This is a genomic window from Hoeflea sp. CAU 1731 (assembly GCF_039888615.1).
GTDB lineage: Bacteria > Pseudomonadota > Alphaproteobacteria > Rhizobiales > Rhizobiaceae > Flavimaribacter.
On the sequence record NZ_JBDQQS010000008.1, the window covers coordinates 98,046 to 119,171 of the forward strand.

Annotated in this window: 22 protein-coding genes; 17 read left to right on the forward strand and 5 right to left on the reverse strand. The window is 62.2% G+C overall.

Annotated elements, in window-relative coordinates; translation table 11 throughout:
• Positions 1 to 2: 2 nt before the first annotated feature.
• Positions 3 to 1,010 carry an adenylate/guanylate cyclase domain-containing protein gene (locus tag AAFN47_RS14345; RefSeq protein WP_499809929.1) on the reverse strand — a complete coding sequence of 336 codons (1,008 nt, stop codon included), beginning with the start codon at positions 1,008 to 1,010 and terminating at the stop codon, positions 3 to 5.
• Positions 1,011 to 1,708: 698 nt separating this feature from the next.
• Here AAFN47_RS14345 and AAFN47_RS14350 point away from each other — a divergent pair.
• The gene (locus tag AAFN47_RS14350) at positions 1,709 to 1,999 is read left to right on the forward strand and encodes a HigA family addiction module antitoxin (RefSeq protein WP_499809930.1); all 291 of its coding nucleotides are present in this window, start codon (positions 1,709 to 1,711) and stop codon (positions 1,997 to 1,999) included.
• A gap of 313 nt (positions 2,000 to 2,312) precedes the next feature.
• On the opposite strand, the gene AAFN47_RS14355 is transcribed toward AAFN47_RS14350, so the two are convergent.
• Together AAFN47_RS14355 and AAFN47_RS14360 are read right to left on the reverse strand one after the other, a co-directional pair.
• A complete protein-coding gene (locus AAFN47_RS14355; protein ID WP_499809931.1) occupies positions 2,313 to 4,484 on the reverse strand; it encodes a vWA domain-containing protein in 2,172 nt (723 codons plus the stop codon).
• Between the two features lie 302 nt (positions 4,485 to 4,786).
• A complete protein-coding gene (locus tag AAFN47_RS14360) occupies positions 4,787 to 5,542 on the reverse strand; it encodes a gamma-glutamyl-gamma-aminobutyrate hydrolase family protein (protein WP_499809932.1) in 756 nt (251 codons plus the stop codon).
• Between the two features lie 319 nt (positions 5,543 to 5,861).
• On the opposite strand from AAFN47_RS14360, the gene AAFN47_RS14365 reads away from it, so the two are divergent.
• From AAFN47_RS14365 to AAFN47_RS14375, 3 genes are all read left to right on the forward strand, one after another.
• The gene (locus tag AAFN47_RS14365; protein WP_499809933.1) at positions 5,862 to 6,326 is read left to right on the forward strand and encodes a hypothetical protein; all 465 of its coding nucleotides are present in this window, start codon (positions 5,862 to 5,864) and stop codon (positions 6,324 to 6,326) included.
• A gap of 366 nt (positions 6,327 to 6,692) precedes the next feature.
• Positions 6,693 to 7,406: a spermine/spermidine synthase domain-containing protein gene (locus tag AAFN47_RS14370; RefSeq protein ID WP_499809934.1), complete on the forward strand. Its 714-nt coding sequence runs from the start codon at positions 6,693 to 6,695 to the stop codon at positions 7,404 to 7,406.
• Between the two features lie 192 nt (positions 7,407 to 7,598).
• A complete protein-coding gene (locus AAFN47_RS14375) occupies positions 7,599 to 9,458 on the forward strand; it encodes an ABC transporter ATP-binding protein (RefSeq protein WP_499809935.1) in 1,860 nt (619 codons plus the stop codon).
• On the opposite strand, the gene AAFN47_RS14380 is transcribed toward AAFN47_RS14375, so the two are convergent.
• Positions 9,455 to 10,357 (reverse strand): LysR substrate-binding domain-containing protein, encoded by a 903-nt coding sequence (locus AAFN47_RS14380; protein ID WP_499809936.1) that lies wholly within the window; start codon positions 10,355 to 10,357, stop codon positions 9,455 to 9,457. The two genes, AAFN47_RS14375 and AAFN47_RS14380, sit on opposite strands and share 4 nt — an antisense overlap.
• A 121-nt stretch (positions 10,358 to 10,478) precedes the next feature.
• Here AAFN47_RS14380 and AAFN47_RS14385 point away from each other — a divergent pair, with 121 nt between their 5' ends.
• Positions 10,479 to 11,228, forward strand: coding sequence for an SDR family NAD(P)-dependent oxidoreductase (locus AAFN47_RS14385; RefSeq protein ID WP_499809937.1), 750 nt, complete (start codon positions 10,479 to 10,481; stop codon positions 11,226 to 11,228).
• 47 nt (positions 11,229 to 11,275) lie between these two features.
• On the opposite strand, the gene AAFN47_RS14390 is transcribed toward AAFN47_RS14385, so the two are convergent.
• Entirely contained in the window at positions 11,276 to 12,157 is an 882-nt protein-coding gene (locus AAFN47_RS14390) for a sulfurtransferase (RefSeq protein ID WP_499809938.1), read from the reverse strand.
• A 155-nt stretch (positions 12,158 to 12,312) separates the two neighbouring features.
• Here AAFN47_RS14390 and AAFN47_RS14395 point away from each other — a divergent pair, with 155 nt between their 5' ends.
• The 12 genes from AAFN47_RS14395 (at position 12,313) to AAFN47_RS14450 (ending at position 21,123) form a co-directional block, all read left to right on the forward strand.
• The gene (locus AAFN47_RS14395) at positions 12,313 to 12,579 is read left to right on the forward strand and encodes a hypothetical protein (RefSeq protein WP_499809939.1); all 267 of its coding nucleotides are present in this window, start codon (positions 12,313 to 12,315) and stop codon (positions 12,577 to 12,579) included.
• A 24-nt stretch (positions 12,580 to 12,603) separates the two neighbouring features.
• Entirely contained in the window at positions 12,604 to 13,176 is a 573-nt protein-coding gene (locus AAFN47_RS14400; protein ID WP_499809940.1) for a hypothetical protein, read from the forward strand.
• A 43-nt stretch (positions 13,177 to 13,219) separates the two neighbouring features.
• A complete protein-coding gene (locus AAFN47_RS14405; RefSeq protein WP_499809941.1) occupies positions 13,220 to 13,504 on the forward strand; it encodes a hypothetical protein in 285 nt (94 codons plus the stop codon).
• A gap of 117 nt (positions 13,505 to 13,621) precedes the next feature.
• Entirely contained in the window at positions 13,622 to 14,569 is a 948-nt protein-coding gene (locus AAFN47_RS14410) for a LysR family transcriptional regulator (RefSeq protein ID WP_499809942.1), read from the forward strand.
• 120 nt (positions 14,570 to 14,689) lie between these two features.
• Positions 14,690 to 15,709 (forward strand): C4-dicarboxylate TRAP transporter substrate-binding protein, encoded by a 1,020-nt coding sequence (locus AAFN47_RS14415; RefSeq protein WP_499809943.1) that lies wholly within the window; start codon positions 14,690 to 14,692, stop codon positions 15,707 to 15,709.
• Positions 15,710 to 15,767: 58 nt separating this feature from the next.
• Positions 15,768 to 16,292 carry a TRAP transporter small permease subunit gene (locus AAFN47_RS14420; protein ID WP_499809944.1) on the forward strand — a complete coding sequence of 175 codons (525 nt, stop codon included), beginning with the start codon at positions 15,768 to 15,770 and terminating at the stop codon, positions 16,290 to 16,292.
• A complete protein-coding gene (locus AAFN47_RS14425; RefSeq protein WP_499809945.1) occupies positions 16,289 to 17,599 on the forward strand; it encodes a TRAP transporter large permease in 1,311 nt (436 codons plus the stop codon). The genes AAFN47_RS14420 and AAFN47_RS14425 overlap by 4 nt, the downstream gene beginning before the upstream one ends.
• Positions 17,596 to 18,243 carry a glutathione S-transferase family protein gene (locus AAFN47_RS14430; protein ID WP_499809946.1) on the forward strand — a complete coding sequence of 216 codons (648 nt, stop codon included), beginning with the start codon at positions 17,596 to 17,598 and terminating at the stop codon, positions 18,241 to 18,243. The genes AAFN47_RS14425 and AAFN47_RS14430 overlap by 4 nt, the downstream gene beginning before the upstream one ends.
• Complete coding sequence (locus AAFN47_RS14435) at positions 18,240 to 18,803, forward strand: carboxymuconolactone decarboxylase family protein (RefSeq protein ID WP_499809947.1); 564 nt, start codon at positions 18,240 to 18,242, stop codon at positions 18,801 to 18,803. Before AAFN47_RS14430 ends, AAFN47_RS14435 begins: the two co-directional genes overlap by 4 nt.
• Entirely contained in the window at positions 18,800 to 19,687 is an 888-nt protein-coding gene (locus AAFN47_RS14440) for an amidohydrolase family protein (RefSeq protein ID WP_499809948.1), read from the forward strand. Before AAFN47_RS14435 ends, AAFN47_RS14440 begins: the two co-directional genes overlap by 4 nt.
• Positions 19,684 to 20,484, forward strand: a complete 801-nt coding sequence (locus tag AAFN47_RS14445) for an SDR family NAD(P)-dependent oxidoreductase (RefSeq protein WP_499809949.1) — start codon at positions 19,684 to 19,686, stop codon at positions 20,482 to 20,484. The genes AAFN47_RS14440 and AAFN47_RS14445 overlap by 4 nt, the downstream gene beginning before the upstream one ends.
• A gap of 27 nt (positions 20,485 to 20,511) precedes the next feature.
• Positions 20,512 to 21,123 (forward strand): flavin reductase family protein, encoded by a 612-nt coding sequence (locus AAFN47_RS14450; protein ID WP_499809950.1) that lies wholly within the window; start codon positions 20,512 to 20,514, stop codon positions 21,121 to 21,123.
• Positions 21,124 to 21,126 lie beyond the last annotated feature (3 nt).

Sequence of the window (21,126 nt, forward strand, 5' to 3'; positions counted from 1 at the left end):
TTTCAGGTCCGCACTGCGACCTTGCGAATGAGCGCGGCGAGGATCATTGCGCCGGCCGGCCAGAGGAACCAGAGGGTTCCGCTCCAGGAAAACAGGTTGATGAGCGCCAACGCGGCAATCGCCACGCCCATGCGCAGGGTGAACACCGTCTGGCTGCGGGACGCCGCGAGCGGCGCCATCTCGACGCCGATGACGGCGAGGATGGCGATCGCCGGCCACTGGACCCACATGCCGCTGCCGGTGGCGACGTCGATGACGGCGAGCCCGACAAGCACGAGCCCCAGGGTCTGCGCGTGGCGGATCACCTTGGTCCGGTAGGTATTGTCGCCCTGCCGCGACACGTCGCTGTCTGCGCGACGCGCGCCTTCGTGGCGACCGCGGCGTGACCGTTGGGCGCTTTCCCGCGAGGCATCGCGAGCGCCCGCTTGGCGATCTCCATGCCGGCCGAAGACGGCGGCGGCGGGTTTCGCCCGGTTGAGCGAAACGCCATAGACCGTCACGCTTTCGGTCAGATTTTTCGGATGCTTGACGCCGAGATAGTCGAAACCGACGGAAAGCTTGGTGTAGACCTGGTCGTAGACCTGCTGGGAGATGAGGATGCAGCCGGGCTCCGCCATGGTCTGCAGGCGGGCGGCGAGATTGACGCCTTCGCCAAGCAGATCCTCGCCGTCGACGATCACATCGCCCAGATGAACGCCGATGCGGAAATGCAGGCCGGCCTCGGGGCCCGTGCTGCCGTTGAGTTCCTGCTGCACCTCTATGGCGCATTGCACGGCTTCGACCACGGACGGGAAATCGGCGATCAGCCCGTCGCCGGCTGTGTTGGCGATGCGGCCGTTGTGCCTTTCGATGAAGCGGGAAAAGACCTTGCGGGCGGCGCGCAGCGAGGCGAGCGTTCCGACCTCGTCATTGTCCATCGCGGTGCTGTAACCGGCGGCGTCGGCCGCCATGATCGTCGTCAGCTTCCGCACCACTTTGGCGTCGGAGTCGGCAGAGGCGGGGTCTGGCATGGTCGTGTTCCGTGTAGGCTCGGATGGGCGCCCACAATATATGGGCTGGGCAAGGCAATTAAAAGGAGCCGGACCGACAATCAGCGCGGCGGGGGTGCGTGTCACGGTGTGATTCAGGGTAAGATTATGATATTATTACATAATAATCCTTTAATCGGCAGGTTCCTCCGCTGGTTCGGGCAATCTGGCTTTGTTTCGGGAAATTGAATTTTCGGCGCTTCTTGAATTCTGGGTTCGTTTCGGGAATTCGTGATTTTCAGGTCTGCGGGCTTCGGTTGAAGCCTTCTGGCTTTGTTTCGGGAAAACGAGATTTCGGCGTGTTCTGCGATCTGGCTTTGTTTCGGGAAAATGGATTTTCGGTGTGTTCTGTGATCTGGCTTTGTTTCGGGAATTGGCGATTTTCAGGTCTGCGGCCTTCGGGTGACACCATCTGGCTTTGTTTCGGGAAAACGGATTTTCGGCGCTCTTGGCAATCTGGGTTCGTTTCGGGAATCGGCGATTTTCAGGTCTGCGGGCTTCGGTTGACGCCATCTGGCTTTGTTTCGGGAATTTGCGTATTTCAGGCTCGAAGCTTGCAGTCCGGCCCTGCGTCCGCAAGCGGCGCCGGCGATTTCAACAGGCTGCATCCTAACACAGAACGGCTGTGAATGCACGACAAAGTTCTTGATTTGTTCTGATGGGTATGGAATGGTGGTTGCATGAATCCGATATGCAACCCTGTTCGTCCCGGCGAAGTGCTCAGCGAGTTGTTTCTCGGCCCGTTGAAGATGAGCGCCGGCGCGCTCGCAAAACGCCTCGATGTGCCGCGCACCCGGATCGAGCGTCTCGTCAAAGGCGAAACCGCGCTGACGGCGGACACAGCCTTGCGCCTCTCGACATTTTTCGGAAATACGCCCGAGTTCTGGATGAACCTGCAGCGCGCTTACGATCTCGCTCAGGCAAGGAAGGTCGTGGATATTTCGAAGATTGAGCCACTGGCGGTTGCGTGAAGGGTGCGAAAGTTTGCCTGACCGACGAAAGTCTCGATTGAGGTATAGGCAATTATAATCTGGCCTTGTCTGCGTTTGGCTTTTACCATTTGGTCAAGATCAGGAAAAATGGGACCTGTGGCGGATGCGTTCTTCAAGGTTCTGTTTTTCACAGCGTTTCATTTCAAGGTCTTGATTGGGGCCGGGAAGGGACTGACCGCCTCCGGCACTGACCGCTTAAGAAAGCAGACATGCCGTTTTGTTTAGGATCACCTCCGTTCTCCTAAACAAAACGGTGGGTCCAGGTTATTGAGGAGGTTCATTGAGTCCTACGCTATTCGTTCAAGACCAGCTCTGTCGTCATTTCGGGGCGGATCGTCGCAGTGATTGCGCGGCTACTTCCGCCCGCCTCGAAACGGACCTCGTAGTCACCCGGCATCAGCGTGACCGGGTCGCCGCCGGCCAGTCCGCGCGCGACGACCGCGCCGCCCGCCTCGACCACGGCGAATTTCGGCTGCGCTGCCGCGATGAGAGCGGCGGAAAGCTGTTCACGGTTGCCGGCGGAAAAGTAATCGCCGCCTCCGAGATCGGCCCAATTGGCGAAGGTCTCAGCGAGACCGTTGTCGTCGATTGCATAACCGACGATGTTGATGCGCAGGTCGGTCGCCTGACCTCTTAGCCGCGAGATCGCGGCGGCTGGGTCGCCCTCGCAGGTCTCCTCGCCATCGGTGATGAGGATGACCACGCGCTCGCCGTCGGCCGCCTGCAGGTCGGCGCCGACGAAGTCGAGCGAAGCAGCAATGGGGGTTTTGGCGAGATTCATCGCCTCAATGCCCTCGATAATATCGAGAACGGCGCCGGCATCAAGCGGCGCGAGTGGGATTTCGAGGTCGGTACGGCAGCTGTCAGCCTCCCTGTGGCCGAAAACGCGCAATGCGAAGGGCGTGCCGGGCGGCACTGTTTCGTTCAAAAGGTCGGAGAGCGTCGCCTTGGCGATGTCGATGCGGCGCGCGCCGTCCTGGCGCTGCAGCATCGAGCCTGATGCGTCGAGCACGACTTCCAGTGCCGAGAGCGGGGCATTCCCTTTCACCGGCAACACGAGCAGTCTACCGGGCTTCTCCGGAGGCGCTGCGACACTGATCGGCCGCGTTGCGAGCTGCTTGCCGCCGGGTGTCATGTAGCGCAGCTCGTAGTCGCCCTCCTGCGGAGGCGCGTCCAGCATGACAGTCTGACCCTCGCCATTGGCGACATAGCCCCGGCTCAACGGGAAATTCCGATCGTCGCCGATCAAGTCGATGACGTCTCGACGGTTACCCGGTCCAGTCCAGTCGACGGGAAAGGCGACGCCGGCGTCGACCTCTTCTTCCGCCCGCAGGGTGGCGGTTACTTCCACCACGGTAACCGGTGTCGTGGTGACGACCGCGTCACCGGTGACGTAGGCGATGGTATAAGATCCCGTGTCCTCCGGCGCGACGAGTTCCGCCTGTCCGGGATTGAGCGCGGTATACGCGTAGCTGGAATAGGGAATGCGCGCACCTTGCGCCGTATGGATGGCGAGGTAGTCGCCGTCATTGTCCGGCCCTGTCCATTCCACGGTGAACGGGCTCCCCGCCGGGACGGTTTCCGGCGCCTCGATCGTCGCCGACAACGCCGTCACAGTGAGCGGAACATGCGTTACGACGGTGGATCCAGTGACGTAGGCGACCGCGTAGTCGCCTGGTTGCGACGGCGCCTTCAAGGTCATTTCCAGGGGGTGCTGGGCTGTGTAGCCGTAACTCGAATAGGGGATCGGTGTGCCGCCCGACCGAGCGATGGTGATATGATCGTCCGGATTGTCGGGCCCGGTCCACATGACCGTGAAGTCGCTGTTGGCGGGAACGGAAGCGGGCGCTTCGATGCTTGCGTCCAGGCCAGTCACTTTCAGTGGATGATGCTCGACGACTGTGTCCCCCGTCACATAGACGACGCTGTAATCGCCGGGCTTCTCCGGCGCCTTCAGCGGGACGCCGTCGGGATACTGGGCAGTATAGCCATAGCTGGAATAGGGAATGCGCGCGCCGGCGACGTTGCCGATCGCCACGTAGTCTCCGTTGTTGTCGGGCCCGGTCCATGCGACGATGAATTCGGAGGCCGCAGGCACGCTATCCGGCGCGTCCAGCGTGGCGCTGACCGGTTCCACAGAGATCGGCACGAAGGCAAGCGTCTCGCCTGGTTTCGTGACATAGACAATCGAATAATCGCCAGGCCTCTCAGGCAGTTTCAGGACAACGCTGCCACCGCTATTCGCCGTATATCGATAGCTCGAATTACGGATGTATTTACCCGTTTCATCACCAATGCCGACGTAGTCGCCGTCGCCGTCAGGGCCAGTCCAGTTCACCGCTATTTCCGAGTTCATGGGCGCTGAAGCGGGAGCTGTCAGCGCCGCATCCTGCGCCGTCGCCGGCGTTGCGGACGCTCCGGCGATCACAATCGCGGCGATGATGAAAAAACGCAGGTATTTCAAGGCTGACTCCCCCTTTTATCCCACCGACTGAGCTTTTGAGTAATGCGGCCGTACACGAAGGTGTCCCGCAAGTATCAGCAAGTATCAGATGGCCCATCCAGTTCTATCACGGTAGCCATCATTCTTACCAACTGCAATGTTATCAAGCAGAACACCTCCTGCGTCTGTCATTCCGCGAATCGGTCAAGAAGAGTATGCAGCAACGCCCTATGGATCGCGGGTCTTCGCCCGCGAAGAGGGGAGTTGGGAGCGTTCTGGCGTAAAGCAGACCGGGTGCGTGCAGGCCAGTCGTCCGCTTCGCCTTACGTCCGGATGGCTTCGCCGAAGGCCTCGAAGATGACCTGGTTCACCGGGTTTGTCTGGGGATCGAATTCGGCGTGCCACTGGACGCCGAGAGCGAATGCGGCTGCGTCGCGGATGCTGATCGCCTCGACGGTGCCGTCTTCGGCGACGCCTTCGATCACTACGCGTTCGCCGGGCTGCAGAACGCCCTGTCCATGCAGCGAATTGACCCGGATTTTCTCCCGGCCGAGCAAACTGGCGAACACGCCGTCCGGAATGAAGGTCACGTCGTGACGATCGGCGAAGACAACGGCCTGATCCGGATGGACCTCGCCGTTTTCAAGCCGGGGCATGCGATGGTTCATGCGTCCAGGAAGGTCGCGGATTTCCGGATGGAGAGACCCTCCAAAGGCGACGTTCATCTCCTGCATGCCGCGGCAAATGCCGAGCAGCGGCACGCCGCGCTCCACGCATGCCCGCACGAGCGGAAGCGCCAGTCCGTCGCGCCGCAGGTCATAGGGTTCGTAGGCCGCGTCGGGTTCGACATCGAACAGGGTCGGATGCACATTCGCCCGTGCGCCGGTCAGCACGACGCCGTCGACCGTATCAAGCAGCGCATCCAGGTCGGTGATTTCCGGCGCGCCCGCGAACATCAGCGGTAGCGCGTTCGCCACGTCGGCGATCGCCCGCAGATTCGATTCACCGCAGAGCTGCGTCTGAAATCGCGCCTCCAGCAGATAGGCGTTCCCGATTACGCCAACGACGCGTTTTCGCATACAATAGTCCCCAAAAGCATCCGGATCCGGATATCGCATATACCAAGACCGAAAAAAAACCTAGTGGAGCAAATTTGACATTTGAGTCCTGCAAGACGCGAATTTGTTTTCAAATGTCAAATTTAAAGCTCCACTAGAAAAATATTCTGGCTAGTGGTCCTGAAGATTCCGACATTTGCTCCAGGACGAGCAGCATAGGGATGCAAATGTCGGAATCGGACCACTAGTGTGGCGGGCCTGCATGTCAGCACCGCAGGGACACAATTTTTTGCACCCGGGTCGTTGACGCGGACCGCAGCCGACATGCTAGCTTGTGCTCATGATTGTTGAGAAAACGACTGTCCGTTCCGCGCTGGCGCCTGTGGCGATGGCGATCATGCTGGCCGCAGCCGCCGGCTGCACCGTCTCCGACACCGGTCCGGTCAACGCCGGATCGCCAAGCCTCGCCTCCGTGCAGGAGCTTCCCGATTCCATTATCGGCAAGTGGGACGTCTATCCGGCGATCGGGCCGACCGGCAGGGGATGCACCGCCGACTTCAAGGCAAGCTATTCCAACGGCGCCAAGGGCAGCGTGAACGTGTTCGCCTGCAACCTCGTGGAAGGCCTCGGCGGGATCAACGGGGTCTCCCGGATCAACGCCTGGGAGCGCAAGGGCCGGACCATCATCCTGTCCGGCATCGCGCAGCCGAATATCGGCACGATCGACCTGCCGGTCGATTCCTTTACCGACCGGGTGTCGGGCGTCACGCGCGACGACGTCCGCTTCACAATGATCCGGAAGTGATTGCAGGCGGCCGCCCGGGAGCGCAAGGGTCGCAGAACACGATTGGAATCGATCCTGACGCGAATAATTGCTGACGCGTGGTCAAGGAGACGGGCGACGGCGTCATTCGAGGCGTCATCACGCACAACCTGATCACGATCAGCCCTATGCGTTGTCCGAACCGGAAGAACTGGTTCGCGCGGTCGTGGCAGCGACGCTGGCGCTGCCGAAAGGAGCCATGTCCGTCGGCCGGCGTCCCGAATCTGAAGTTCCTGCAAGAGGTTGCTGCAAGAATGAAAGGAGCTTCAAATCCACCCCGCTAGGCGCATAGCCCGCCATGCGTTACTGTAGCGACGCCATGCGTCATCAGCGAAAGATCATCTTACCATGAGCCTGCTTTTCGAAGAGCTTGACTACCGGCCGACACCGATCGGAGCGATCAGCTTGCGCCGCCGACGCCAGATGTCGCTCGGCATCGACGTGTACGAGATCAAGCTCGGCGAGGAATTTCTGATGTCGAGCCTTTTTACGGCATCGGAGACAGCGCTCGCAACACTGGCGCTGGCGGACCTGCAGGGCGACGATCTCGACGTCCTGGTCGGCGGTCTCGGTCTTGGCTATACCGCCAGCGAGGTGCTGGAAAACGCCAATGTCGGTTCGCTTGTCGTCATAGAACTGCTCGACGCGGTTATCGACTGGCACCGCACCGGGCTGGCGCCGCTCGGCGCGCGGCTGACGGCAGATGCGCGATGCCAGTTCCGGCAGGGCGATTTTTTCGAACTGGCGGGACAGGATGAGGGTTTCGATGCGCCGGGACGCCGTTTCGACGCAATCCTGCTCGATATCGACCACTCGCCCGAGGCCCTGCTCGATACGCGCAGTTCGGCGTTCTATCGGCCGGCCGCCCTTCGACAGCTTGCCAGGCATCTCAAACCGGGAGGCGTGTTCGGCCTGTGGTCGAACGACAAACCCGATCAGGCTTTCGTCGATGTCCTGAAGGAAGCGTTCGGCAATGGCAGGGCAGAGCCCGTTGTCTTCTTCAACCCCATACAGGAACGGGATTTCACGCAGACCGTCTATCTCGCGCGTCATGACGGTTAACTGGTGAACCCGGCGGTTGTGGCGATCGCTAGGGTCTCTTGCCGCACTTGATGCGGCGCCCGGCAACCCGGCGTCTTGCTAAAAGTCGCCATGGTCAGGCGAGGGACATTCATGCGAAACTGCGATTCCCGCCGGATCGATTGTCGATTCTGTGTATTGAACCCCGTTTTCAGCTGAGCCGGTCCGCGCCGCATGTCGCTTTCAGACGCCATCTATGGTCCCTTCGAGAGGCTTGTCCGCCCCCTGGACATTCCCTATTCGCCGCTGCCCGATGACGGGCCGTTTTCGCTCGTCATGCATTTCGCGAAGATGTTTCGCGGCGTGCTGGCGGCTTCCGCCTTTCTCAGCATAGCCGTCGAACTGATCAATCTTTCCGTCATCTGGGGCGTTTCGGTTATCGTCGACGGCGTGAACACCAAGGGGGGCGAGGCGTTCCTGAGGGAAGACTGGCTGATGCTGGCCGTTCTGGGCGTCCTGCTTTTTCCGGTCATGCCGGTCTTCATCTTCCTTGCGAACACGCTCGGCTCACAGGTGGTCGCGGTCTGCCTGCCGGCGGCCATGCAATGGCAGGGGCACAAGGCGGTGGAGCGCCAGGACCTGGCGTTTTTCCATGATCTGTTCGCCGGACAGGTGGCGACCCGCATTTCGCAAGTTGCGTCCGCGCTGCAGCAGCAGATCGTCGTCGCCTTCCAGAGCGCGCCGCATTTCATAGTGCAGTTTGTCGGGTCGCTGGCGCTGCTGGGGGCGCTGGCGTGGCCGCTGGCGCTACCGGTCTTCGTGTGGATTGTCGCCAATATCGCGCTTGTGGTGAAGGCGACGCCGAAATTTTCCGGCCGCTCCCGCCGCTCGGCCAGGGCCAACAGCCTGGTCGTCGGCGCGATGACCGATCTCTACAGCAATATCCAGATGGTGAAGCTCTTCGCGGCCGAAGACAGCGAGGCCGGCGCCATGCGCACGGTGGTGGGCAACGCCGTCGAGAGCCAGCAGCAGGAACGGCGCATCTTCCTGACGACCGACGCCACGGTGGTGCTTTTCAACGTCGCCCTCCTGCTCGGCAACTTCGCGGTCGGGCTCTGGGGGCTTGTCGCCGGGTTCATAACGATCGGGGAGTTCGTCGCCTCGGTGGCGATCGTGCAACGGCTTTCGGGCAACGCCCGGGCGTTTCTTCACATGGGGCGGCAGGTCTATCAGGCGGCCGGCACGATCCGCGACGCGATGCCGGTGATCACGACGCCGCCGACGATCGTCGACGCGCCCGACGCCCGCCCGCTGAAGGTGCACGACGGCAAGGTGGAGTTCCGCAACATCCATTTCGAATACCGAGCGCGGCAACAGGTGATCCGCGACCTGTCGATGACGGTGCGCGCCGGCGAGAAGGTTGGGCTGGTGGGACTGTCCGGGGCCGGCAAGTCGACGCTCGTCAGCCTGTTGCTCAGGCTGTTCGACCTGCGGGACGGCTCGATCCTGATCGACGGACAGGATATCGGCGGCGTGACCCAGGAGAGCCTGCGCGAGAGCATCGGCGTCGTGACGCAAGATGTCTCGCTCCTGCACCGCTCCGTCGGCGACAATATCCTGTACGGCCGGCCGGAGGCTTCGCGCACGGAAATGGTGCAGGCCGCGCGGCTTGCCGAGGCGCACGACTTCATCACCGGCCTGAACGACGCGGAAGGCCGCACCGGCTATGACGCCTTCGTCGGCGATCGCGGGGTCAAGCTTTCCGGCGGACAGCGGCAGCGCGTGGCGATCGCCAGGGTGCTTTTGAAGAACGCGCCGATCCTGGTGCTCGACGAGGCGACCTCGGCGCTCGACAGCGAGGCGGAAGCCGCCGTTCAGGAAAAGCTGGCGCTGCTGATGGAAGGCAAGACGGTGATCGCGATCGCCCACCGGCTTTCGACCATCGCCGAGATGGACCGGATCGTGGTGCTGGACGAGGGGCGGATCGTCGAACAGGGCGCGCCGGCGGACCTGCTCGCCCGCGACGGACTGTATGCGCGGCTGTGGAAGCGGCAGACCGGCGGCTATATCGCCGACACGATGGAGGCGGATTAGCCGCCGTCCAGCACGTCGCTCGGAAACCCGGCGGCGAGATGGTCGATCAGGGCGCGGACGGCGACGGGCAATCCGCGCCGCGTCGTAAAGACGAGGTGGACCAGGCCCTTCTGCCCGCGCCACTCGGGCAATACCCGCAACAGCCGGCCGTCATCCAGCGCCGGGAGGCAGGCGTGATAGGGCAGAAGCGCAACGCCAAGCCCCGCAACAGCGGCTTCGCGCACCGCCGCCATGTCGGCGCAGCCAAGGCGCGGTTCGTGGCGAAGCGTATGCGCCTTGCCATCTGCGGACTCCAGCCGCCATTCGGTCTCGGCGTCCGTGTCGCTGGTGGCGAGCGTCGGCGTCTGTTTCAGTTGCTCGATATCGTTCAGCCGGTTCGCCAGCGCCGGACTCGCGACCAGGACGCGCGTGGAACTGCCGAGCGAGCGCATTGTCAATTCGGCGTCACTGGTCAATGCGACGCGCACCCGCAAGGCGAGGTCGATCCGCTCGCCGATGAGGTCCACGGGCCGGTCGGCCGCGACGAGTTGAAGCCGCATGCCGGGATAGCGCTCCAGAAAGCTGCGCGTCAGGTCCGAGACGACCTCCACCATACCGGTCGGGCAACTGAACCTGATCAGCCCACGCGGTTCGGATTGCGACTGCAGCACCAGAGCTTCGGCCTGCTCGGCCTCAAGCTGGATCGTCCGGCAGCGTTCGTAGAAGGCCTGGCCGACATCGGTGACCCGAAAGCGCCGGCTCGAGCGTTCTATCAGCCGGATCCCGAGACGCGCTTCCAGGCGGGCGACGCGCCGGCTGAGCTTTGATTTGGGCTCCCGCAACGCCCGGGCCGCTGCGGCGAAGCCGCCATGCGTCACCACTTCCGAGAAATAGGCGTAGTCGTTGAGATCGGTTTTCATGATTATCGTTCCATTTTCAGAACGATAGAGGCCGTTTTTGCATACTACAAGCTTAATCGTCGCAGAATTATCTCCAAAGCACGGGGCAGGGTGGTCCTGCCCGCGACACAGGAGACAGACGATGAGCAAGTTCGAGAACAAGGTCGTGGTGATAACCGGAGGCACGAGCGGCATCGGCCTCGCGACCGCCAGGGCGTTTGCGGCTGAAGGCGCCGCCGTTTTCATAACCGGACGCCGCAAGGAGGCGCTCGACGCCGCGGTTCGGTCAATCGACGGCAACGTGACCGGCGTGCGCGGAGACATGTCCGATCTGGCCGACATCGACCGGCTTTACGATGCGGTTCAGCAGGCCCATGCGCAGATCGACGTGCTGTTCGCAAACGCGGGCGGCGGCGATTTTGCGCCGCTTGGCGCGATCACCGAAGAGCATTTCCAGCGGACTTTCGATACGAATGTGAAAGGCGTTCTCTTCACCGTGCAGAAGGCGCTGCCGATGTTGCGCGACGGCGCTTCGGTGATCCTCACCGGCTCGACGACCGGCAGCGCCGGCACGGCCAACTTCAGCGTCTATTCGGCGACCAAGGCGGCAGTGCGCAATTTTGCCCGCAGCTGGATTCTCGATCTCAAGGATCGCGGGATTCGCGTCAACGTCGTCAGTCCGGGCCTGACGGACACCGCGGGTCTGACTGAACTTTTCGGAGGCGGCGCGGACGCCGAAGAGACGAAAAGGCAGCTTGCCGGACTCAATCCCGCAAGCAGGATCGGCCGACCCGAGGAAATTGCAAGCGCGGTGCTGTTTCTGGCGTCCGGCGAATCCAGCTTCGTCAATGGCGTCGAGTTCTTCGTCGACGGCGGCCAGAACCAGATCTGACCAACAATTCGGAGGCGGCCTGTTGCGGCCGCCTCCGGGTCTCTCGCCTATTCTCCGACCATCGCCGCGCGCGGCAGGGAGGGATCGGCGCCCCATTCCGACCAGGAGCGGTCATAGACCCGCACCCGGGGATAGCCGAGAAGCCTGAGCGCAAAGTAGCTGTGCGCGGCCGCCGAGCCTTTCTGGCAGTGGACCACCACATTGGCTTCCGGAGTGACGCCGGCCTCGAGGAAATGGAGGCTGAGCGCCTGCGGGTCGAACATGGTTCCGTCGGCGTCCAGATTGGCGGCCCAGGGAATGTTGCGCGCCCAGGGGATGTGCCCCTTGGCGAACAGGTCTGCGGGGCGAACGTCGACAACGACCGTCTCCGGGTCATGCCGCCGCTCCAGGATCCATTCCGCCGAAGCGTAGCGCCGCGGCGTGTAGGGGACCGGAAAGCGGGGACGCCCGGCAGGCGCCGCGCCGGCTTCGGCCGACAGCGGCAGGCCCGAGGCTGTCCAGGCGTCGATTCCGCCATCGAGGATCGAGACGTTGCGGTAGCCATGGAGCTCGAGCAGCCAGAACAGGCGCGCCGCGCGGAAGCCGCCTCGATCGTCGTAAAGCACGATCTGCGACGATGCATCCAGCCCCGCCGCCGCGAAGAGGTTGGCAAGCTCCGCCTCGGAGCGCAACATGCCTTCGACCGGCCCTTCCGGGTCGGACAGCGCGGTGAACGGCATGCTCTGCGCGCCGGCGATGTGACCTTCTGCATAGGCCTCGGCCGGACGCATGTCGATGACGACGACCGGAGTTTCACTGCTGGCCGAAACGAGCGCGCCGAGCGTGCTCGCGTCGATGATCAGATGATCGTTCGGGTAGGCGTTTTCTCCGGCAAGCGCGGCGGTGGACATGGCGATCGCCATCGTCGCCCCGATCAGAAACTTTCTCATTGTCTTGATCTCCGTTGCGCAATCCCCGCTATCTCGAGACGATTTCGAAGTCCGGTTACCGTCTTCTCCCCGGAGAGGCAGTTGCGCCGGCCTCTGTAAAGGCAAGCGAAACCGCGCCTGCGAGCAACGAGGCGCTGTCACACGGCGAATGAGCCTTGCCTTCGGGACCGTCCGTCGTCGTCCTGCCCTTCGAGACCATAGCCGAGTCGCCCGAGACGATGGCGATTTCGACCGGACTTTCGCGTAATATCGCGGTGGCGCTCGCCCGCTCGCGCTGGCTCTTTGTCACCGGTCGCGGCAGCGTTGCGGTTCTGAAGGCCGAAGAGCTCGACCCGGTGACGCTGGCGCGCAGGCTCGGCGTTCGCTACGCGCTTTCCGGTCACGCGATGACCGACGAAAGGCGGCTGCGCGCCTCCGTTTAGCTCTGCGACGCGGAAACCACCCGCGTGGTCTGGGCCGAAACGTTCGATTGCGCGCTGGACGGCGTGATCGACGTGATCGACGCCATCGGAAGGCAGATCGCGACGTCGGTCGAAACGCGCATTAAGACGCATATGCGGACGGTCGCGCGCCTGAAGCCGATCGAGGAACTCGACGCCTGGGGCCTCTATCATCGCGCGGAAGGACCGTCGCGTTACGCCTCCACGATTGCCGAAGTCGAGCATGCGCACGCCATTCTGTCTCGCGCCGTAACGCTCGCGCCGGACGCAGCCCGCATATCCGCCGCTCTGGCGTCGCTGGAGTTTCGCCGGCAACTCCTGTTCGAACCGCTGACCAGCACTGACGCGCTGATGCGTTGCGTCGATCTGGCGGGCCGGGCCATCGAACTCGACTCGGACGAGCCGGACGGCCTTGTGGCGATGGGCTGCGCGATTGGGGGCCATGGGAGACCGGAGCGACGGCCTGCATCATCTGCTTCGCGCGGTCGCCTTGAACCCCAGTTCCTACCTCGCGCGCAGTTTTTGCGCCTGGGCGCTGCTGTTTGTCGGACGCAACGCCGACGCACTCGCGCACGCTGACGCAGGGCAGTCCCTCAGTCCGCTGGATCCGGCGGGTTTTCACATGAGCGCGATCCGGGCGCACGCGCTGACGCTCGCAGGCGAAGTGGAGGAGGGCTATCGCGCTGCAGAAGCATCCGATCTTCACCCGCGGTCGAGCCATCTGGCGAGCATTATCGCGGTCTGGTGCGCCGTTGCGGCAGGCTTGCCTGATCGCGTGGATTTCCACGTGGCGCGGCTGCGCGCCGCGCGGCCCGATTTCGGGCTGGAGGATTACTTCAAGCTGTTTCCCTTCGAAAGCGACGCCAGGGAAACCATCGCCCGGTACCTCAGGGCGGCGGGCCTCTGACCCTTCACGCTTTTCACGGCAGCCGGCGGGGCGATTGAACCGATTTTCGACATTGGCGCGGTAAGATAATAGAAAGCGAAACAACATCGCTTTGATATCGCGCCAAAGGACGTCTGAATGGATCTGACCACCGGCAAGACCGGTAACCTAGACTGGCAGCCGGAATTGCGCACGTTGCGCTATTTTCTTTGCGTGGCCGAAGAGAAGAACATGACGAGGGCGTCGGAGCGGTTGCGCATCGCCCAGCCCGCCCTCAGCCGGCAGATCGCGCGGCTGGAGGAAGACCTCGGCGTGCCTGTTTTCAAGCGGACCCCGCGCGGCGTCGAACTGACCGAAGCCGGCGAGATCCTTCAACGCCGCATATACGCCGTCATGGCGCAGATCACCCAGGCGCACCACGATGTCACGGCGCACACGGAAGCGCCGCGCGGCGTGGTCGTCGTCGGCATGCCGCCGACGCCGGGAGAATTCATTGTGCCGCCGCTGCTGGCGGAAATGAAAGCGAAATATCCCGAGATCGAGTTGCGTTTCGTCGAGGGGTTCAGTCGCGACCTGGAAAGCAAGCTTGGGCGCGGCGAGATCGGTCTGGCTGTGATGCACGACGCTCCGCTGCAAAACGACATCGAGACGTCGGAACTGCTCGTCGAGCATCTTTATCTTATCGGCCCGCACGGTTCGCTGGACCGCCCTGGCTACACATTGCGCGAGGCCATTTCGCTGCCCCTGATCATGCCAAGCAGACCGAATTATCTGCGGATCCTCGTCGACAAGCACGCCGACGCGATGGGTGAAGAGCTGAACATCGTCCAACGCGTGGATGGCGTCTGGCATCTCAAATCGCTCGTTCGCAACGGTCACGGCTTCACGATCCTGACCTATGGCGGCGTGCTTTCCGAAATCCAGCAGGGAACGCTGGAGGCAAGACCGATCACGGAGCCGAGGATCGACTGGACGCTCTGCATCGCCACCAAAGCCGACCAGCGCCGCAAGAAAGCGATCCAGATCGTTGAGCAGACGACGCGGGTCATTGTCGCCGATCTCGTGGCGCGGGGAATATGGCGGTAGGTATTCCTGAAAGGTATGAAGGCGATCAGTTTATAGTATTTGCAATATATCGGCCGCATCCGGCATCGTCCGCCCTACCGGGTCAAGGAGTGACCCGCAGTCCATTATTTGGGAGGAACCATGAATTACACGAAGCTGTTTCGTTCGACCGGGCTCGCCCTGGCGACGGTTCTCGGCCTGACCGTATCGGGGCAGGCGGAAGTTTACAAATGGATCACATTCAAGCCTCAGGGCGCCGGTGACGCCCAGGCGATCACGACCCAGTGGCTGGTCGACGAGTTCGCGAAGCGGACAGGCGGCAAGCACGAGATCGAAGTGTTCTGGGGCGGATCGGTCGCAAAGACGCGCGAAATACCGGATGCGCTGGCGGCAGGAGTTGGCGATTTCGGCGATATCATCACGCCCTATTTCCCCGACGCAATGCCGATGAACAACGCCGTCGGCTTCTTTATTCCGCAGCCGATGGGCACCCTTGAAGTTGGCCAGTTCCTGGAAAAACTCCACGAGACCTACCCGCAGTTCAAGGACGAACTGGCGAGTCAGAACCTCTACGCCTTCGGCTTCCGGCCGCTGGAAAGCTACGGCCTGCTCTGCACGAAGCCGGTCAACAATGTGAAAGACCTTGAAGGTCTGCGCATCCGGTCCTACGGCTTCGCCTATCCGAAACTGATCGAGGCGCTTGGCGCAACGCCGGTTTCAATCGCCACATCCGAAGCCTATGAGGCCCTGCAGCGCTCGATCATCGACTGTACGCCGATTGGTCCGGCCCTGGCGCGCGGATGGAAATACGACGAAGTCGCAAAGTACTATATCGATATTCCGCTTGGCGCGTCTTTCGGCCACCTGCTGGCGATGAACCTCGACAGCTACAACGGCATGGACGACGAAACCAAGGCGATCGTCGATCAGCTCGGCAAGGATTATCTTGTCGAATATGCGCGTGTTCTGGACGAAGATCGCGCGCGCGTCGGCGAACTGTGGAAGGGCGATCTCGGCGTCGAGGTCATTGAATTCCCGCAGGATGAACTGCTCGCCGTCATCGATGACGCCGGGATCCAGGCCGTACGCCAGGAATGGATCGACAAGGCGAACGCCGCCGGTTTGCCGGCCGATGAAATCGTCAGCAATCTCAAGTTCTGATAGAGACTGGTCCCGTCACTATTGACGGGGCCAACAATTATCAGGGACCGCGAAATCGATGAAAAATCTTGAACGTCTGCGCGCATCCTATGGCGTGGTGTTGACCCAGTGCGGCTTGCTGGCCGGTATCTTGACCTTTGCCGTCATGTGTCTCGTCGTCGCCAACGCGCTTCTCCGGTTCATTTTCAACGCGCCGATTGCAGGCACGCTTGAACTGACGGAAAGCGCCTTGCCACTGATGATTTTCCTGTCGCTGGCGCTGACCCAGCTGAAGGGCGAGCACATCAAGGTCGTTCTCCTGACCCAGCATTTTCAGGCACCGCTGCAGCGTTTCGTCAAGGTAATCGCCATGCTGCTTGGCGCGCTGCTCTTCGCCTGGGCCGCCTATGCGGGATGGAACATGGCGATGAAGAGTTTTGCGATCGGCGAACTGGAACGCGGTTCGATCCGCTTTCCGATATGGCCGGTTAAGTTCGCGGTGTTCTTCGGTCTGGCGCTGCTCGCCATCCAGTTCCTTCTTGATGCGATTTACTGCGCCATGGGCGGAAAACTGGCCGGCGACGAAGCGGGAGAAGCGCAATGAGTTCGCTCTCGATCGGCATGCTTGGCGTTGTCGCGCTGTTCGGCACGATCCTGCTCGGCGTCAATGTCATGGTTGCGCTCGGGTTGGTGGGCGCTTTCGGTCTCGCCTCCCTCGTCGGATTCAATGCCGCGACGGCCATCCTCGGCACGGTCTTCTTCGACACCACCCATTCTTTCCATTTCTCGGTCATCCCGCTTTTCCTGCTGATGGGCTTCTTCGCCATGCGCGCAGGGCTGGGCGAGGACCTGTTCGAGGCGACGACCAAATGGCTCGGCAATCTGCGCGGCGGCCTCGCCATTTCGACGACACTCGGCGCTGCTGCGTTCGGGGCCGCGTCCGGATCCTCGGTCGGCACGGCGACGGTGTTTACAAAACTGGCGCTCCCCCAGATGCTGGATCGCGGCTATGACAAGAGCCTCGCTTCGGCGTCCATCGCGATCGCCGGCACACTGGCGGTGATGATTCCACCATCGGCGCTGGTCGTCGTCTACGGAATCCTGACGGACAGTTCGATCGGTTCATTGCTGATCGCCGGTTTCATTCCCGGCGTCGTTTTTTCGATCGTGCTCTGTATCGCAATCTGGCTGACCGTCTTTCGAAACCCGAAGCTCGCGCCGCTGCAGCATCAGCATTTCACCCTGCGCGAGAAGTTGGCGTCCCTGCGCCTCGCCGGCCCGCTGGTTCTCGTCATCATAGTGATCGTCGCCGGGCTGTATCTCGGCATATTCACACCCACCGAAGCCGGCGCGATCGGCGCAGCGTTCACCTTCTTTCTTGCGATCATCCGACATCGCGGCCTGAAGGGCGTCGAACTGAAGAAGACGTTGCTGGAGACCATTCGCACGTCGGCGATGATTTTCGCCATCCTGATCTGCGCGTTGCTGTTTTCCAAGTTTCTGGCGTTGTCCGGCGTCGCTAACGCTGTTGGCGGATATCTGACCGGCCTGGAGGTCAATCGCTGGGTCATCGTGGTTCTGGTGTCACTGATCTATCTTGCACTTGGCATGATGATGGATGCGCCGGCGCTGCTTGCGATCACGCTGCCGATCACCCATCCGGTGATGATGTCGCTCGGCTTCGATCCGATCTGGTTCGGCATATTCGTTGTTCTCCTGGTCGAGATCGGAGCGGTGACGCCGCCGGTCGGCATCAACTGTTTCGTGGTGCAGGCGGCGTCGGAAGGCCGGGTGAGACTGGAGCAGATCTTTCGCGGTCTCGTGCCGTTCGTTCTTGCCGGTTTCGCCATGCTGATCCTTTTGTGCCTGTTCCCGCAGATCGCCCTGTTCCTACCTGAAACGATGAGATGACCAGCACACTGAATGCATTGACCGGCAGCGAGCCGACCAGTCGCGCGGTCCTCCGCTCGACCCTGACGTCGCCATTCGGGCGAAAGGTGCGTATGGCCGCCGAGGTGCTCGATCTGGCGGATACCATCGATATCCAGCCGGCCGACACGCTCGACGCAGAGGACGATCTGCGCCTGCAGAACCCTCTCGGCAAGATGCCGTGCCTGCTGGTGGACGACACCGTTCTTTACGACAGCCGGGTTATCCTTGAATATCTCGACATGCTAGGCGGCGGCGGGCGGCTTTGCCCCAAAGGCGGGATTGACCGTTTCGTCTGTCTGACCCGGTCCTGTCTCGCCGACGGGGTTGCCGATGCGGCGCTGCTGATCGTCTATGAGGGGCGTTTTCGGGACGAATCCCAGAAATCGGACCGTTGGCTCGACCATCAGCACGGGAAGCTTGCCAGAGGGCTCGGCGATCTGTCAGACAACCCTCCGGATCCGACGCATACCGACCTGGTCTCGATTTCACTTGCCTGTGCGCTCGGCTATCTCGACTGGCGAAAGCCTGTCGACTGGCGCGCCCGGTGGCCGCAGCTCGTCGAATGGCTGGATGCATTTGCGGCGTCGGAGCCGGCGTTCAACAATACGGAGCCCCCAAAATGACCGACTGGCCAGAACAGCGACTGGGCGCGCCTGATCCGTCCCGTTACGACGCGCGCCAGAAGGAAATTCACGAAGCGATCGCGTCCGGCCCGAGAGGCGGCGTCCGTGGGCCGCTTGCGGTTTGGCTGCATCGTCCGGAACTTGCGGCGCGCGCGCAGGAACTCGGTCGATACTGCCGCTATGATTCAAAGCTCGAGCCGCGGCTTTCGGAACTGGCGATCCTGACGATCGCCCGGATCTGGGACGCCGAATATGAGTGGTACGCCCACAGGAAACATGCGCTCGACGCCGGTCTTTCCGAAACGGTGGTCGAAGCGATCCGGAACCGGACCGACCCGCCTTTCGCGAGCGATGAGGAGGAAGTCGTGCATGCCTTCACGAGTGCGGCCATGGAGACAAGGCAGGTGACCGACGCCCTTTACGCAAGAGCAGAAAAGACCCTTGGCATGGACCGGCTCGTCGATCTGGTCGGCGTCCTGGGTTATTACAGCCTGATTTCGCTGACGCTGAACATCTTCCGCATTTCGCCACCATCCGATGCGCCGAAAGAGCTGACATGAACGACGCGCCAATCACCTGGAATCCGTCGCCTTCCACGCCGCAAATGAAGCTGCCGGCGGGCGCCACGGACACCCATTGCCATGTCTTCGGTCCCGTCGACCGCTTCCCTTATGCGCCGGAAAGCGGCTTCAAGCCGGGCGATGCGCCGAAGGAAAAGCTTTTTAAACTGCATGACATGCTGGGAATCGAGCGCTGCGTCATCGTTCAGTCCGGTTGCCATGGCTTCGACAATATGGTGGTGGCCGACGCGATCGCCGATCGCCCCGGGCGCTATCTCGGCGTCGCGCTTGCGCCGCCTGACGTTCCCGACAGCCATATTGCCGAACTTGCTGAAAAGGGTTTCCGGGGATTGCGCTTCAACTACATGTCGCATCTTGCACCCGGCGCCGATCCGGACGCGCTTCGCGCCCTGTCGAAGCGTCTGGCGAACGCGAACTGGCATCTGCTGATTCACATGGAAGACCGCCTTATCGCGGAACTGTCGCCGGTGCTTGCGGCGCTGCCCGTGCCTGTCGTTATCGATCACATGGGGCGCATCGACGCCTCGAAAGGCATCGATCAGGCGCCGTTCACGGAATTGCTCAAGCTGTTGGAAAACGAGCATGTCTGGGTCAAGGTCTCAGGATGCGAGCGGGCGTCGCGGATGGATCCGCCATACGCCGACGCTGTTCCTTTCGCCAGGAAGCTCGTCGAGACTTTTCCGGGACGCGTGTTGTGGGGAACTGACTGGCCGCATCCCAATTTCCGGGCCGACCCGCCTGACGACGGCGTTCTGGTGGACCTGATAGCGCAATTCGCCCCTTCGAAAGACGCAAGGCAGGCGCTTCTCGTCGACAATCCACAGCGGCTCTATGCGTTTGGCGAAGACAAGGCTCGGCAATGACCGGCCGCCTGGAAGGCAAGGTCGCCATTGTCACGGGCGCAGGTTGCGTTGGCCCGGGATGGGGAAACGGACGCGCGGCCTGTGTCCGGTTCTCCGAGGAAGGCGCCAGGATCTTCGCGGTCGATCTGCAGGCCGAAACCATGGAAGAGACGCTTGAGCGCGTGCGCGACGCCGGCGGAGACATAGAGCCACATCTTTGCGACGTGACGGATCGCAGCTCGGTGGAGGCAATGGCCGCCGCCTGTATCGCGCGCTATGGCAAGGTCGATATTCTGGTCAACAATGTCGGCGGATCCGCCAGGGGCGGCCCGGTGGACATGGAAGAAGAGGTCTGGGACCGGCAGGTCGACTTCAATCTCAAATCCGTCTACCTTACCTCTCGCGCCGTTCTTCCCCATATGGCCGAACGCAGAAGCGGCGCGATTGTCAACACGTCTTCGACGTCGGGTCTGCGGTGGACCGGCTCGGCGCAAAGCGCCTATGCGGCGACAAAAGCCGCCGTGATCCAGTTTTCGCGCGTGGTCGCCATCGAATACGCGCCGAAGGGCGTTCGGGTGAATACGGTCGTGCCGGGACAGCTTCACACGCCGATGGTCGAGGCCCGTCTCGCCGGCCAGCGCGCAGGCGGCGATGTCGATGCGTTGCTTGCCGCGCGATTGAAGCGTATTCCTTTGGGCTTCATGGGCGACGGACGGGATACGGCCAATGCGGCGCTATTTCTCGCTTCCGATGAAGCCCGATTCATCACCGGGACCGAAATTGTTGTGGACGGCGGGATGACCGTGCGCTGCGACTAAAGGGACCACGAGCAGGAAAGACCGAACATGCATTATGGCGACGAGCGCCCGGAGGCGCTCAAATTCGATCCGTTCAAGGCGATCATCGCGCCGAGACCCATCGGCTGGATCGGGACGCGCAACGCCGACGGCGTGCCCAACCTCGCTCCCTATTCCTTCTTCGCCGGTCTCGGAACCACGCCAAACATGGTCGGATTTTCGAGCGAAGGTGCGAAGCACTCCTACACGAACGCCCGTGACCGCGGCGAGTTCACCATCTCGCTCGCCACGGAAGCGCTTGCGGACGCCATGAACATATCTTCCGGGTCGGTTCCCGACGGGGCAAACGAATTCGCGCTGGCCGGTCTCACGCACGGCGAACCGGTCGAGATTTCGACGCCCTTCGTCGCCGAAAGCCCTGCGGCGATGGAATGCATCACGGTGTCCGCAACCCGGCTGAACGATAAGGACGGCAATCCGATCAACCGCTTTTTCGTCATCGGCCAGGTCGTGCACACCCACATTCGCGACGAATACATTCGTGACGGCCGGTTCGACACGGCCGGCGCCCGTCCCATCGCGCGCATGGGATATCGAGACTATTCAACGGTGACGGAAGCCTGGGAACTGATGCGGCCCGACGACGCCAAGACTGGTTGAGCG